This is a genomic window from Occallatibacter savannae, from assembly GCF_003131205.1.
GTDB lineage: Bacteria > Acidobacteriota > Terriglobia > Terriglobales > Acidobacteriaceae > Telmatobacter > Telmatobacter savannae.
This window is the reverse complement of the sequence record NZ_QFFY01000008.1, coordinates 132,345-146,808: the sequence shown is the minus strand read 5'-3', so window position 1 is coordinate 146,808 and position 14,464 is coordinate 132,345. Positions and strand designations below refer to the sequence as shown.

The following is a 14,464-nucleotide window of genomic DNA, read 5'->3' as shown; positions in this document are numbered from 1 at the left end:
TTATGCCAATTGCAACATTCATCAAGATCCCGAACCACAAGAGGATTGACCCATGACGTCGCCTACTGAAAGTAGCCAATCCGAGTTCGACCTCGCCCTTTTTCACGCCCCTCACTGCCATCCAGAAAAAGAAAGCGGACCCGAGCAAAGAGACGACTCGTTCGGAACCGGGGAATCGGTCAGCCGCCATTGCAGCAGCGTAGATGTCGATGGGCACTGCGGGATTATTGCATAGGCAAAGAGAGGATGGCTTGTGATTCGACCGGTCTTTGCAGCTTTGTCGAGCAGGGTCAAACGCCGGCTGAACTGCGACTGACAATGATTCTTCAAAAGCGTGTCTCTTAGCGAAGGCCCGGCCCGGAGCCCGATTTCAGATATGTTTCGAAGGCGGTAGCACGATTCTCATCGGCGAAAGCTATGTAGGTCCGGACCCGCCAAGGCGGAATAGTGAAGTGTGCTTCACTTCGCCGGTGTTGTGCTTTGAGAGGCGAGAGAGACGAGGTCTTCGGTGATGCCGTGTAGTGATGTTGGCGGTCGAGGCTTTGAAGGAGATAGACGTACTTAATCTAGTCTGCATTCCAGAGCAGGATCCACCGTAACGTGGTTGAAAGCACTAGGGAAACGCACTGATTGGAAGCTGCTGTACGCCTTCGCCGAGGCCTCTGCGGGACAACTTTCGCCCTTTGGGCGAAAGTTGGTGGAGGCGGCGGGAGTTGAACCCGCGTCCGAAATCGCTGTCAGCCGGGAGAATCCATGCTCAGTCCAGTTCCGCATGTTTTCGCCTCAGGCGCTCAGAACGGACAAGATGCGCCGGAAGCTAGTCCGATGATCTTATGGCTGCAACACGGACCGAGCCGCAGCCACCAGCCTACTGAATGACGTCTGATTCGCAGCCCATAGGCGAAGCCGCGAGAGACGGCTGCTTAGTTAATTAAGCAGCAAGTGCCAGATTGTCGTTGGCAACTTTGTTCTTGCAGGCGATTACGGGTGCCCACACCCCGACATGCCTCCCATGCCGCAATCGATCCCGTCGAAACCGTGACGCCCCCAATTGCTGCACTTCATTTGATGTTGCAGAAGCGCAGTTCGGTGCGAGCCGGCCGGCTGGCTCGTGCTGCATTGTCCATTCTACTGCAGTTCCGGTCGGGTTTACCGGGATTGGGCAAGCAGCCGGAGGTCTTCGGTATTGCGCAGAATTGAAAGCAGATCGGGATCTCGAGCGGGGCGGCAGACGGTGACTCCGTCTTTGGGGCAGAGGTCCATGCAGGGGACGTTGATGACGTGCAGCGGGCGGTCTGGATGTTCTCTGTTGTGACGCTTGACGAGCTTTTTCAGCTTTGCGAGCGGGTGGAGATGCTTGTGGGCGCTAAGCTTCTTCTGGCATTTGCGGCAGGCGAGGATGAGTTCGCCTTGCCAGGGAGCTGAATAAGTTCTGAGCGCGCTCGTTGTCACTCATCGTTCAGATGCGAATCGCGATGAAGATGCGCAGGCGCTTTACTGCTGTTCGAGGTTGATTTGCTCGTAGGCGTGCTGGGAGATGCCGGCGCGGATCTCGGCGGGGGTCTTGCCGGCCTTGGTCATGGCGTAGGCGTAAAAGGCCTCTTGCGCGCAGGTGGAGCACTCGGTGCCGTGATAGCCCTCGTAGCAGCTGCGGAGGCTGGTGTGGCCGAGGGCGCGGTCGCAGCGGCAGTTGCAAGGGAGCTGGTAGAGCACGTTGCCGACCTTGGCGGCTTGCTGGTAGACGTGGACCTGCCAGGGGTACTGGAAGTGCTCTCCGGTGAGCTTGGCTCCTGCGAGGATCGGCGGCAGCGCTGAAACTTTCAGCGGAGCGGCGGCATGGTACGCCGGGACTTCATTCGCCGGGTTTGACCACTGGGCGTAGCTGGCAGCGGTGAGCGCGGAGACGGCGAGGCCGAGGAACAGTTTGCTTTTCAGGATCATGTGCGCAGGTGCTCTCCCGGACATTTTAGACTCTTGCGGGCTGCAGACGGAATCCGCTGATTGTTGCTGGGTGCGCTGAGCGGCCTTCTTCTTGTGATGGCGCACGATGTCCGGCCAGAACTCGATGAGCTCGGCGCCAACGATGCCTTCGACGGATACGGTGAGGCCATCGGTCATGACGTCGGCGAAGTCGCGCTCGGTCGCGGGATAGTAGGCGCGGGCGATGGCCGCCCCGATGAGGTTTCCGCCGACGTTGGCGTAGTTCGGACCCCAGGTGCCCTTATCGCGCTTGCACCAGAAGGTGCTGCTCGCGGCCCAGAGGAAGCGCTTTGCGGGGGAGCCGGTTCCCTTCTGGAAGTAGCGCGGATCCTCATGCAGAAGAGTGGGCAGAACTGCATTGCCGAAGAAATTGCCGATGAAGGCGTCAGAATAGGCAGCGCCAAAGCGCTTGGCGTAACCCTGCGCGCCCTGGCCCCACTCCGGATAGCTGTCGGTGGCCTGGCCTATGCCTGCTACCGAGCCGGCCAGGAGAAACGGCCAGGGATCGGTGGCGCTTTTGAAGAAGAGCTTGAATTTCTGCGCCGGCGCAAGAGGAACGGCGTTCTTGTTGGTGGTTGTGTTGAAGGTGGCCATCACGCCCATGACCCGCTGCTTCTCCTGAGCCTTGAGCTGCTCTTCGGCGAGGTCGCGGCGGGTTTTCTCGTCGGGCTGCTGGGGAGACGTCTGCTGCGGAAGGAGGCCAGATTCAGTACTCGGGAGCCGCGGGTTCGAAATCGGGTAATCGGAATCCGCGGCTTCGATGATGGGCTGGGGAGCGGAGGGCAGCGTCTCTGCAGCGGAGGTATTTGTCGCGGGGCTCTTTTGCTGGGCGCACAGAGAACCTGGTAGAAGTGCCAGCGCGATCAGGCCAACTCGGGTCGCGACGTGGGCTGAGAGGACTAAGCGCATTGGTCTCCGTTGTGGATTGCGCTCGTCTGAGCGACTTGGAAAAGAGCGGCCAGTCGGCTGGGAAGGCCGGGCCCGCTTACCCAACCTAGGCGGTTTTGGTTTGGACGGATTTTTCCCGCAGCAGGACGCAGGGTGGGAACGAGTCGCCGTCGGCGGGAGAAACTGGCTGCAACGGAAAAGGAGGACGCGGCGGAACGGGGTAAGGGCGGGTTCAGAGCAAAAAAGACGGCACGAACGTTTTGCTGTTCGTGCCGGGAGGCCAGTGACGCAAACTACTTCCAGCTTTGGCGTGATCAGGAGGACCACTCTCCATCACCGGAATATCTACACGATACTATAGATTCCGTTTTGAGCAAATACAAAAATCGATATTTTCTCGCCATGCGGGACGCTGGCCGTACTGACCAGTTGGACACGTAAGCCGAGCCTTTGGTTGCCTCAGGTTGCAGCTAGAATGAAAATTGCTGGGATCAGGCCGCTTGATGCCAAACACCTTGAAATCATCCAGTTCGGAGCCGGACGCGTCCACCGCGGGCGCGGCAACGCCCGGTACTGCTCCCCAGGGCTGGCTCCGGGTTGGGGCGATTGCTGCCGCCTCCGCGGTTGTGGGGGGTCTGGCTGCGGCCTGGTTCTACCGGAAAACGCTCTCGCGGCTTCAGGATGCGGGCAATGATTTTCCGGATTCTCTCCCAAATCTCACAGAGAACGAGACGGAAGAGGACTTCTAAGTCCGGCTCCGTTCTGGCCAGGAACGGCAGCAGTCTGGGTAAGTTCCAGTTCGAGGATCTCGCACAGGATGTGGCCGGCCAGGATGTGCGCCTCCTGGATGCGGGGCGTGTCGTTCGAAGGGACCTCGAACAGGAAGTCGGCGGCTTTCGCGATCAGGCCTCCGCCCTTGCCGGTGAAGGCGACGGTGACGGCTCCGATTTTGCGAGCGGCTTCAAGGGCCAGAAATACGTTGCGGCTGTTGCCGGACGTTGACACCGCGACGACGACGTCGCCCTTGCGGGCCAGAGTCTCCACCTGGCGTTGGAAAATGTGCTCGTAGCCGTAGTTGTTGCTGGCTGCGGTAAGGATCGACGTATCCGTGGAGAGCGCAATGGAGGGGATGCCGGCGCGGTCGTGGCGGAATCGAACGACAAGCTGGCCATTGAGGTGCTGCGCGTCAGCGGCGCTGCCGCCGTTGCCGCACCAGAGGATCTTGCCGCCCATGCGGACGGCGAGGACCATCTCGGACGCGATCTGGTCGAGCACGCGTTGCTGGTCGTTGAGAGCCTTGACGATTTGAAGATGGTCGGCGAGAGCAGCCTGAAAAATTCTTGCGCGTTCGGGAGTCGATTCTGCCATTTTGTTTGTTCCTGACGAACTTGATCTCGAAAATCGGTCGCCCTGCTGAAGAGGACGTTTCAGCATATTAGTGCGGCTCCGCAGGCACTGTCGAGCCAGGCCGGAGAGGAGCGAAAAGCAGGCGGCGGCTCCGATAAGCAGAGCCACCGCCGAGGCGAGAACAAAATCGACTTAGTGGCTGATCATGAACTGAAGCTGGCCGATGTAGACGCCGAACGGCCCGAGGTTGACGTGCTTCAGCGTGGAGGGGTCGGAGCCACCGGGCGTTTTGAGCAGCGTGGTGATGGCGCCCTCGGGAATGCCCTGGCTGACGAGATCGACCGATTGCGGCTCTGCGGTGAAGTTGGCGCAGATGATGACCGGCGGTACACCCGGGGACTGCCGCTTCCAGCTCAGGACATTCTTGTTGTTGCGATCGAGCATGGTATCGGCTCCCTGGGCGAAGGCGGCATTGTTTTTCTTCAACTCGATGAGGGAGTGATACCAGGAGTAGAGCGACTTGGGGTCGGCCTTCTCTGATTGCACGTTGATGGTGGAGTTGTTGCCGGGAACGGGGAGCCATGGCTTGGCGGTGGGGCTGTCGAAACCAGCGTTGGGCCCGGGGGTCCACTGCATCGGTGTGCGTTCGCCATCGCGGCCTTTGTACTCCGGCCAGAAGCGCAGGCCCACGGGATCCTTTACATCTTCCTTGTGGGCCGGCGGAGTGGTCTTCATGCCGATTTCGTCGCCCTGGTAGAAGAGCGCGGCGCCCTTGCTGGCGAAGAGAACGGTGGAGATGACGCGCTGAATGTCGGTGTCGTGGACGCCGTCGCCGTAGCGGGCGTCGATGCGCGGGTTGTCGTGGTTGTCGAATACAAAGAGCGGGACGTTGCTGCCCAGTTCGCTCTCGGCATCTTCGAGCTTGGCGCGGAATGCGGTCGCGTCCATCTTGTTCACCAGCAGAAGCTGCGTGTCCATGGGAAGGTGGAACTCCGGCTTCTCCGGCGTTCCGTACTGCTTGAGGAGCTCGGCGATGTTGGGCAGGTACGTTTCGCCGATGAAGACGCGCGTGCCGGGATACTTGTCGGTAGAGAACTTGTCGGATTCGGCGCGCATCTCGGCCATGACATCATGGACGCCGGGGAGATTGTCGGTTTTCACATTCTCGAGAACCGGCTCGCCGTTGCGCATTTCGGGGTTGCCGTTTTTATCTTTGACTACGCCTTCGTCGGCGAGGTTTGGGTCTTCGAACAGGGTGGTGATGGCGTCGAAGCGGAAGCCGGCCACGCCCTTCTTGAGCCAGAAGGCGATGATGTCTTTGAAGGCCTGGCGGACCTTGGGATTGTTCCAGTTCAGGTCCGGCTGCTGCGTATAGAACTTGTGGTAGTAGTACTGCCGCGTTTTGTCGTCCCACTCCCATGCGGAGCCGCCGAAGACGGACTGCCAGTTATTGGGGGGCTGGCCTTTGTCGGTTGCGGTTTCGCCTTTGCCGTCGTGCCAGACGTACCAGTCACGGTAGGGATTCGTTTTGGATGAGCGCGACTGCAGGAACCACTTGTGCTTGTCGGAGGAGTGGTTCATGACCATGTCCATGAGCACGCGGATGTGGCGCTTGTTGGCTTCGGCCATGAGGCGGTCGAAATCGGCCATGGTGCCGCACTGCGGGTCGATCGCCATGTAATCCGCGATGTCATAGCCGAAGTCGACCTGCGGCGAGGGGTAGATGGGCGTGAGCCAGATGGCGTCGACGCCGAGGTCCTTGAGGTAGTCGAGGTGAGCGGTGATGCCTTTGAGATCGCCGATGCCGTCGTTATTGGCGTCGCCAAAGCTGCGGGGGTAGATCTCGTAAAACACTGCGTTGCGCCACCAGTTCTTTTCGCTTGCGGCGCTGGAGGATTCCTGGGCGGCAGCTTTCAGGGTTCCCGTTCCAAGCGTGATTGCGGCTGCGGCGATGATTGCAAGACTTCCGGTCCAGTGCATTGCGTCTCCTTATGTTCCTGGGGCAGCGCGAGAAAACAGCGGTCGACGAGCCCCGTTTCCGTGCTCGTGGAAATGGCAACGGTGTGAACAGGCCAAACTACCACAGCAGGAGGGGTCGGCGGGAGTTGAAAGTGCGGCTGCGGGGAGGGGGTGCGGGAGAGATTGTGGTCCCCATGTTCTCAGGATTGCGGAGGGTTGAATTTCTCGTTCCCCACCCAAGCAGAGCTTGGATGGGGCACCCGGCTATTGTGGCCTGGGAAGTTTGTGGCTTCCCATGTCTCCAACAGCGGGAGACCCTTCGACAGGCTCAGGGCGGGCTATGGGGCACCCGGGATTGTGGAGGGTTGAATTTATCGTTCCCCACCCAAGCAGAGCTTGGATGGGGCACCCGGGATGCGGGTTAGGGAGTTATTCGATCTTGGCTACGAGGGCGGCGAATGGGGGTAGTTCGAGGCGGTCGCCGGAGTCGGTGCTGAACTTCGGCGAGGAGTAGAGCGGCGCGAGTTTGGTTCCGGTCACGCCGATGCTCTTCCAGTCAAGCGCGATCTTCTGCGGCTTGCCGCTCATGTTGAGGGCCACGACGATGCTGGCGTCGCCGGTGGTGCGGACGAAGGCGAAGACATCCTTATCGTCGTTGTTGATGCCGATCTGGGCGCCGTCGCGGAGGGCCGGCTCCGTCTTGCGCAGCGAGAGAAGACGCTTGTAGGCGTTGTAGATGGAGTCGGGATCTTTGCTCTCGGTTTCGACGTTGTACTTTGTCGACGTTGGCGGGATGGGGAGCCAGGGTTTCTGCACGGTTGTGAAGCCGGCCTGGGGCGTTGCGTCCCACTGCATCGGTGTGCGCTCGCCGTCGCGGCCCTTCTCCTTGGGCCAGCCGAGCTTGCCGATGGGATCGTGTACATCTTCCACGCGCGCGGGATCGGTGGTGCGCATGCCGAGCTCTTCGCCGTAGTACATCTGCGGCGTACCGCGCGCGGTGAGTTCGAGGACGGCCATGAGTTTGGCGATCTGGTCGTTGTGTTCGCCATCGCCATAGCGGTCCCACTGACGGCGCTGGTCGTGGTTGGAGAAGAAGAACTCAGGCTGGCCGTGGGCGGAGTTGTTCTCTATCTGATGGAAAAGCTCCCTGAATCGCGGCGCGGAGAGCTCGTTGACGTCGGCGATCTGGAAGTCCATGGGCAACTGGACTTCGTCGGCGTTGCCGTACATTTTGGTGAGCGCCTGCACGTTGGGCTCGTCGGCTTCGGTGACGAGGACAGGATTGCCGGGGTATTTGTCGACGACCTTGCGCACTTCTTTCAACACGTCATGTACCTGGGGAAGATCGTCGGTGTACTTGTGCTGGATGTTGCGATCGCCGTAGGCATTGTGGCCGGGAAGATATGGATCGTCGCGCATCTGCGGGTCTTCAAAGAGACGCGAGACAGCATCGATGCGGAAGCCGGCGACACCGCGCTGCATCCAGAAATCGAGCACCCCGTCCATGGCCTTGTGGACTTCGGGGTTGCGCCAGTTCAGGTCAGGCTGCTCGACGTAGAAGTAGTGGTAGTAGTACTGACGGGTCTTCTCGTCCCACTGCCAGGCCGAGTGGCCGAACCATGATTGCCAGTTGTTGGGTGGCTGGCCTTTGTCCGTTGCAGTCTGGCCCTTGCCGTCGTGCCACACGTACCAATTGCGCTTGGGATTGTCGCGCGAGGAGCGGGACTCGATGAACCACTCGTGCTTGTCGGACGTATGGTTGATGACGTAGTCCATGATGATGCGAATATCGCGCTTCTTCGCCTCGGCAACGAGGTTGTCGAAGTCCTGCATGGAGCCGTAGAGCGGATCGATGGCGACATAGTTGGAGATGTCGTAGCCGTAATCGATGCCGGGCGAGGGATACATGGGCGTGATCCAGATGGCGTCGATGCCGAGGTCGTGGAGGTAATCGAGGCGCGAGGTAATGCCTTTCAGGTCGCCGACCCCGTCGTTGTTCGAGTCCTGAAAGCTGCGCGGGTAGAGCTCGTAGATGACCGCGTGCCGCCACCACTCGGGGCCGGTGGGCTGGTCCTTGATGGCCTGAGCTATGGTTGTCGACGTAGATTGCGCGGCGGCGATGGAGGTGGAAGGCGCGGTGGCTGTGAAGGCGAGGATTGCGGCGGCGATTACGGCAGATTTGGTCCAGTACATTGCAGGTCCCTCGTGCGCGGGTTCTGGTTCCGCAACTCGTCAATGCGGCTGCGGCGTGAACAGGCCAAAGTATCACAGCGCACGGCTGGAAGGCATGACGGATTTAGAGGGCGGCTTTCCGCTATCGCGACATCACGCTGGCGCTCTGGGCCATGAGCATCGAGTCGAGGATCTGGTCTGAGACTTCCTTTACGGCGGCGGGCGAGTGCGCGACGAACAGCGTGTTGGTCTTGTCGTTCTCGCCGATGGCCTTCAGCGTGTCGAAGTACTGCGTGACCAGCACGAGTTGCATGACGTCGCGCGGAGTGGCTCCGTCGACCGCTTTCTGGAATTGCTCGATGGAGGTCTGCAGGCCTTCGACGATGGCCCGGCGCTGGTTGGCGATTCCCTGCCCCTGAAGCGCTTTGCTTTCCGCCTCGGCTTCGGCCTTCTTGACGACCAGGATCTTGTCGGCTTCGCCGCGAGCCTGTGCTGCTACCTGCTCGCGCTGTGCGGCGTTGATATCGTTCATCGCCGACTTTACCTTTGCGTCGGGAACGATGTCGGTGACCAGCACGTTCACAATCTCGTATCCGAAGGCGGCCATGTCGGAATCGAGTTCCTGCTTCACGGCGGCCGCAATGCTGGACTGCGATGCGAAGACTTCATCGAGGGTCATGCTTGGGACGTGGCCGAGGATGACCTGCTCGACGTAGGACTTGATCTGTGCGACGGGGTCGGACAGCTTGTAGAAGGCGTCGTAGACCCGCTCGGGGCGCACGCGATTCTGCACCGAGATCGGGATGGTGACGAAGACGTTGTCCTTGGTCTTTGTCTCCATGGTGAGCGCGATCTGGTTGACGCGGAGGCTGACGAGGCCGGCCACGCGATCGATATAGGGAGTTTTCCAGTTGAGCCCCGCTTCGGCCACGCGCAGAAACTTGCCGAAGCGCGTGATGACGGCCACCTGCGAGGTGCTCACGGTGAAGAAGCTGCCCAGAATGGTGATGAGCGCGATGAAGCCGATAGCAATCAACAGGACAAGGGCGACTATGTCCATAGAAGCCTCCGCAAATCTGATAACTGGATGTTGCGGAGATTATACCCAGCTTTCGCGCGAGCAGACGTGAACATAAGGCGCTCGGGCACGCGGAAGCGCTGCAACGTTCGGGCTATTTACCGGTCGGGCCGCTCGGGATGGGTGCCGCCGCCACCGTTGTAGCCGAAGTGCGGATCGTCGCGAGTACCGGCAATGTAGATGGGGATTTCGGCACCGGAGCCGTTCTTGCGGAAAAAGCGATCGGCAGGCTTGAGCAGGAAGCCTTTCCAGCCGCCGACCATCTTGGAAATCGACGCCTGCATCTTGGCAGTGCCGGTGAAGTCGAGTGTCTGCCCTTTGGTGCGGTAGGTGCCGTGCAGATGAATATCTGCGCCGGGCACGGTGTACGTGACCCTGGGGATGGTGAGCACGCCGCCGCGCAGGTCGAAATCGCCCTGCACCTGCGACTTGATCTTCTCGTCTTCAGCCGACTTGAGTTCCTGGGGCTTGCCCTGGCCGCGCAAGCTGAGTTCCCGAATCTTCTTCTGCACCGTAAGGCTGGTGAACAGCGCGTCGTTCAACTGAAAGTTGCCCTTCAGGGTCATTCGATCGATGACGGACTGCTTGCCGGGAGGGATGTGGAGCTGCGCCTGCACCTGCACTCCGCCGGCGAGGATGGGCACGGGGGAGTCGGTCGCGAGGCGCAGAAAATCTTCGATGTGGGCGCGGTCCACGTTGACGTTGAGCGCGATGTCGTGACCGATGCTGTGCATGCGGCCATCGTCTCCAGGCTTGAGCACTCGCACGATCTGTCCATTGGTGGTGAAGTGCGAGCTATCCATCGTGGCGTTCACGGACTTGAGCCACGTGTCGCCGGTGGTGCCATCGACGCGGGCGTCGAAGTCGGTGTGCAGGACCATGGTGTGGCCGAAGCGCTCGAGCTGGAAATCGGGAGTGTCGGTTGCACCATCGACCTGCATGTTGCGAAGCGTGCCGATGTAGTGGCCCTTCGAATCCAGCGTCCCGGCGATGCCGTTGAATACGGAGAGATCAGCGTGCTTGAAGGTATAGTCGCCGCGGATAGGGCTATTGCCGGGATCATCGACCATCCAGGGGCCGAACGCGCCGGTGGTGTGAATCTCGCCGGGCGGCTTGGGGTTCTGGACGACGGCTTCGAAGTTGACGGGCGAGCCGGAGTGAACGCCCTTGGCTTTGAATTTGCTGATCACGAATTCGAGAGGGACCTTGTTGGGGTTGTCGGACTCGTGGGTGAATTTGACGTCGGTGCAATCGAGAGCATCAATCACCAGACTGACGCTGGGGGTGCTGGAGTCGTCGTCGGGCTTGGGTTCGCTGGCTCTGCGCATGTGGGAGCGCGGCGGGAAATGGATGTCCAGACCCTTGAGTCGAACCATGGTGATGTGGATGGGCTGACCGGATTTGTAGTGCAAGGGGGCGTGGAAGTGGAACTCGTCGAGGCGGACGAGAGGCGCGACGGGCGGCTGCGGAATGGGGACCTCCACGCCTTTGACCTCGGCCGGGGGCCAGATGCGGAGGCCTTTGCCTTCTCCCCAAACGCCCCACTCGCCGCGGAGGGTGTTGCCCAGGGCCAGGTGGAAGCTGTCGAGTTCTACGTGCGCGTGGAATCGCTCGGAGAGCGCCTGGATGACCTGCTGGCGGACGAAGGGCTCGGCGCGATGAGCCAGGATGTCGACGACGATGGCCACGGTAGCGAGAAACGCGAGTACGCTTCCGCCGACCCAGTAGGGCCACCGCGCTCTGCGCTCAGGCATGACTGCATCCCCCCGTTGCCGCATCCTTCTACTTGGATGCCTGCGGGCAGCTATCTGGCGGGAATTTCTGCTTTCGCGGCCGATGCAATAAACTGCTTGGCAGCCATGCAAGAGCAGATTGAGAACCTGGTGAAGCTGCAGTCCGTGGAAACGGAGCGCGGCCGGCTGATCCAACAGGCGAGAACGCTTCCGGCACGGATCGCCGAGGCGCAATCGGCTCTGGAGGCGATGCAGAAGCAGTCGGCTGCCGCATCGGATGCGCTGAACCGGGAAGAATCGCTGCGGAACAAGCTGGACCGCGAGGTTGAGCAGCATCGGCAGAAGGCTACGCGCTACGAGGCGCAACAGGATTCAGTGACCACGACGGCCCAGGCTGCGGCGATCGAGCACGAGCTGCACTTTGCGAGTTCCGAGATTGAACGGCTTGAGAACGAGGAGTTCGCGAGCCTGGAGCGGACGGAGGCGCAGGAGGCGGCACTGGCCTCAGCCCGGAAACAGGTGGAAGAACTCGCAGGGACGCTGGACAAAACGCGCGAGTACGTCGCGGGTCAGCAGAAGGAAATTGCCGAACAGCAGGCGGCACTCGCGGTGGAACGGGAGCAGCTGCGCAAGCTGATCGAGCCGGATCTGCTCGCGCGCTTCGACCGGATCGCGGCACAGCGGGGTTCGGGGATTGCGCGCGCGGAGAACCAGCAGTGCATGGGTTGCCGCATGGGCGTGCGGCCGCAGGTGTGGAATCAACTGCGTGAAGGCCAGCTGCTCAATTGCGACAGCTGCGGCAGGCTGCTCTATTGGGATCCAGAGATGGCGCCCGCCGCCAAGCCGGCTCAGCCTGATCCGGCGGTGGCCGATACGGGAAGAGCGATCCGCAAGCCGCGACAGGCTGGTGCGTGATCCGTACGCCTGCCGGATCCAATCGCTATGGGAGCTGAAAGCAAGTTGAAGCGCATCTGCGTGGACATGGACGAGGTGATGGCCGATACGCTGGCCGAGCACCTGCGGCGATACAACCAGGCATTCGAAGAGGAAGTGACACTTGAAGACCTGTCGGGCAAGGGGCTGTGGGAGGTGACTCCGCAGGACCGGCAGCAGGAACTGCGGGCCTTTCTGGATGCGGAGGATTTCTTTGAAGACCTGCCGCTGATGCCTGGCGCGCAACAGGTGCTAAAACAGCTCTCGTCGCGATTCGAGATCTTCATCGCAACACAGGCGATGGCGGTGCCCAACTCGCTGGGCCCGAAGTATCGCTGGCTGCAGCGGCACTTCTCGTTCATTCCGCCGACGCATTATGTGTTCTGCGGCGACAAAAGCATTCTGCTGGCTGATTACCTGATCGACGACATGCCGCGGAACCTGATGCGATTCCAGGGCCAGGGGCTGCTGTATACCGCACCGCACAATCACGGCGCGACAGGGTTTGTGCGGGTGAACGACTGGCAGGAGATTGCGGAGTATTTCGCAGGTGTTTCAGGCTGACGTGCGGAGCCGAAACTAGCGTTTGCCTTCGGGCCAGCCGGGGCCGATGAGGTTGATGGTGAGGTTTGCGCCACCTTCGAAGAGCGGGCCGGTTTCCTTCAAGAAGATCGGGACTTCGCCACCTTCAATCCACATGTAAATGTTTGGGGGCGCTTTGCCGACTACGGGCGCGATGAGCCCCACGACGCCTCCGAGTTCGATCTTGATCTCGTACTGAAGGCCTTTGCGTGCGACTCCTGCGAGGGAGAACGGCGCCGGACCGAGCGGCCGCATCAGGAGCGTGACGACGCGGGGTTTGGGTGTGGAAACGACCATGGAGACTTTGGTTTCGGGTGCATCCGGATTGAGGTTCTTGACGATGGGCGTGACCAGACCGTTGTAGAGGTCGGGGGGCAGCTTCATGTGGTCAGTGGACTCGTGCTCGTTGCCGTCTTTTTCTTTCCACTTCGTCACCACGGTTCCCTTGGGCACGTCTACGCTCATATCGAGTTGCGTGGGGAAGTAGGGTCCGCGCTGGATGTGGTGGTCGGAGATGAGCCGGAAGACGCCCTTCTGGGTGAACACCGTCGTTTCGTCGTCGAGAGAACCGTCTTTGAAATGAAATGTCAGCCGCGAGGTAACCCGATCGCCACGGACAATCTCGATGAGGTCGCCGGCAGCGAGCACCTGGCCCTGGTCGGTAGTGATGGAGAGGAACCCGTGAAGCGTGCCTTCAGGGTGGCGGACGCGCAGCTGCTCGGATCGGGCTGCCAGGGGGAAGGCCAGCAGCGCGCAAACCAACGCCGCGAGCACTGCCCGGCATCGAAGTTCTTTTCCGGCACGGAATAACAAGTACGTAAGCACTTCGTTTGTAGATGGGTGGACGTTCCTGTCCGTTGCCCGGAGACAATCTTCGATAAGCCGCCTAAGCCTGACCCATTGCAAGCGGCCACGTCATTCAACTTGTTGCAGACCCGTGCCATTGGCGATACTTGTCCGGTACGGACTTAAGCTAAAACGCACCCCGGGTCCTGTTGTGCTGTTCTTAAAGGAAGGCGAATCCCCCCATGAGCATCCCGAAACCTTTCGTTGTCGCTGCCCTCTTGGCTTCTGCAGCGATGTGGTGCAGCGCCCAGAGCACTGCGCCCAGTGCAGCGAACAATGGAAGCGCAAATTCCGGCGCGAACTATTTCACGCCGTCTGCGCCTTCCGATATTCTGCAGCGCTCGCTTGACGAGGTTAGGATCACGGTCGGCAACGTGAAGCTGGATAAGTGGAAGCGCGGTTCCGTGCGCGACGAAGCCGGGACCAACATCGATGCAATCCAGCGCGATCTGCAAGGTACGCTGCCGGGGCTGCTGAAGGATGCGGATTCTGCTCCGGGAACGCTGACGAAGGTGTTGCCGCTGTCGCGTAATGTGGATGCTCTCTACGACGTGATGGTGCATGTCGTGGAAGCGTCTCGCGTGGTCGGGACCGGCGACAACGTCAGCCAACTGCAGCAGGCACTTTCGGATCTCGAGAAGGCACGCGTCGTTCTCGACAACCAGATCCAGCAGACTGCCGATATGCAGGAGAAGCAGGTCGTCGATCTCAGAAACACGGTGCAGAAGCAGGATGCATCGTTGAGAGCAGCAGCAACACCACCGCCCGCGCCGAAATGCCCTGCCCCGGCCACGACGGCCAAAAAGAAGCGCGCCGCGAAACCTGCTGCTTCCACGACGAATGCGAATGGGACGACGAAGCCTACCGCTGGAACGACGTCAACGCCGACCAAGCCGCAGTAGCGCTGCTGAAAAGGAATGCGGCAGCCGAAGCTGCCGCATTTGTG

12 protein-coding genes and 1 other RNA gene are annotated in these 14,464 nt (G+C 60.7%); 4 read left to right on the top strand and 9 right to left on the bottom strand.

The window, feature by feature from the left end; genetic code table 11:
* Positions 1–695: 695 nt before the first annotated feature.
* From ssrA to DHV10_RS27895, 3 genes are all read right to left on the bottom strand, one after another.
* Positions 696–1,049, bottom strand: a transfer-messenger RNA (tmRNA) gene (ssrA, locus tag DHV10_RS24355).
* A gap of 100 nt (positions 1,050–1,149) precedes the next feature.
* On the bottom strand, positions 1,150–1,452 hold the full coding sequence (locus DHV10_RS24350; RefSeq protein WP_109489027.1) for a hypothetical protein: 303 nt from the start codon (positions 1,450–1,452) through the stop codon (positions 1,150–1,152).
* Positions 1,453–1,494: 42 nt separating this feature from the next.
* The gene (locus DHV10_RS27895) at positions 1,495–2,889 is read right to left on the bottom strand and encodes a PCYCGC domain-containing protein (RefSeq protein ID WP_239462027.1); all 1,395 of its coding nucleotides are present in this window, start codon (positions 2,887–2,889) and stop codon (positions 1,495–1,497) included.
* Between the two features lie 482 nt (positions 2,890–3,371).
* Here DHV10_RS27895 and DHV10_RS24340 point away from each other — a divergent pair, with 482 nt between their 5' ends.
* Complete coding sequence (locus DHV10_RS24340) at positions 3,372–3,617, top strand: hypothetical protein (RefSeq protein WP_109489026.1); 246 nt, start codon at positions 3,372–3,374, stop codon at positions 3,615–3,617.
* Here DHV10_RS24340 and DHV10_RS24335 read toward each other — a convergent pair.
* The 5 genes from DHV10_RS24335 to DHV10_RS24315 all read right to left on the bottom strand — a co-directional run bounded on the left by DHV10_RS24335 (position 3,586) and on the right by DHV10_RS24315 (position 11,178).
* Positions 3,586–4,236 carry a D-sedoheptulose 7-phosphate isomerase gene (locus DHV10_RS24335; RefSeq protein WP_109489025.1) on the bottom strand — a complete coding sequence of 217 codons (651 nt, stop codon included), beginning with the start codon at positions 4,234–4,236 and terminating at the stop codon, positions 3,586–3,588. The two genes, DHV10_RS24340 and DHV10_RS24335, sit on opposite strands and share 32 nt — an antisense overlap.
* A 171-nt stretch (positions 4,237–4,407) precedes the next feature.
* Positions 4,408–6,195 (bottom strand): glycoside hydrolase family 13 protein, encoded by a 1,788-nt coding sequence (locus tag DHV10_RS24330; RefSeq protein WP_109489024.1) that lies wholly within the window; start codon positions 6,193–6,195, stop codon positions 4,408–4,410.
* A gap of 408 nt (positions 6,196–6,603) precedes the next feature.
* Positions 6,604–8,367, bottom strand: coding sequence for an alpha-glucosidase (locus DHV10_RS24325; protein ID WP_109489023.1), 1,764 nt, complete (start codon positions 8,365–8,367; stop codon positions 6,604–6,606).
* Between the two features lie 121 nt (positions 8,368–8,488).
* The gene (locus tag DHV10_RS24320; RefSeq protein WP_109489022.1) at positions 8,489–9,406 is read right to left on the bottom strand and encodes an SPFH domain-containing protein; all 918 of its coding nucleotides are present in this window, start codon (positions 9,404–9,406) and stop codon (positions 8,489–8,491) included.
* Between the two features lie 116 nt (positions 9,407–9,522).
* On the bottom strand, positions 9,523–11,178 hold the full coding sequence (locus tag DHV10_RS24315; protein WP_162601863.1) for an AsmA-like C-terminal region-containing protein: 1,656 nt from the start codon (positions 11,176–11,178) through the stop codon (positions 9,523–9,525).
* A gap of 105 nt (positions 11,179–11,283) precedes the next feature.
* Between DHV10_RS24315 and DHV10_RS27400 the strand changes: the two genes are divergently transcribed.
* Together DHV10_RS27400 and DHV10_RS24305 are read left to right on the top strand one after the other, a co-directional pair.
* Positions 11,284–12,072, top strand: a complete 789-nt coding sequence (locus tag DHV10_RS27400; protein WP_239462034.1) for a zinc ribbon domain-containing protein — start codon at positions 11,284–11,286, stop codon at positions 12,070–12,072.
* Positions 12,073–12,099: 27 nt separating this feature from the next.
* Positions 12,100–12,654: a 5' nucleotidase, NT5C type gene (locus DHV10_RS24305; protein ID WP_239462026.1), complete on the top strand. Its 555-nt coding sequence runs from the start codon at positions 12,100–12,102 to the stop codon at positions 12,652–12,654.
* Positions 12,655–12,669: 15 nt separating this feature from the next.
* On the opposite strand, the gene DHV10_RS24300 is transcribed toward DHV10_RS24305, so the two are convergent.
* Complete coding sequence (locus DHV10_RS24300; RefSeq protein WP_239462025.1) at positions 12,670–13,446, bottom strand: hypothetical protein; 777 nt, start codon at positions 13,444–13,446, stop codon at positions 12,670–12,672.
* 254 nt (positions 13,447–13,700) lie between these two features.
* On the opposite strand from DHV10_RS24300, the gene DHV10_RS24295 reads away from it, so the two are divergent.
* Positions 13,701–14,420: a hypothetical protein gene (locus tag DHV10_RS24295; protein WP_109489019.1), complete on the top strand. Its 720-nt coding sequence runs from the start codon at positions 13,701–13,703 to the stop codon at positions 14,418–14,420.
* Positions 14,421–14,464: the final 44 nt, after the last annotated feature.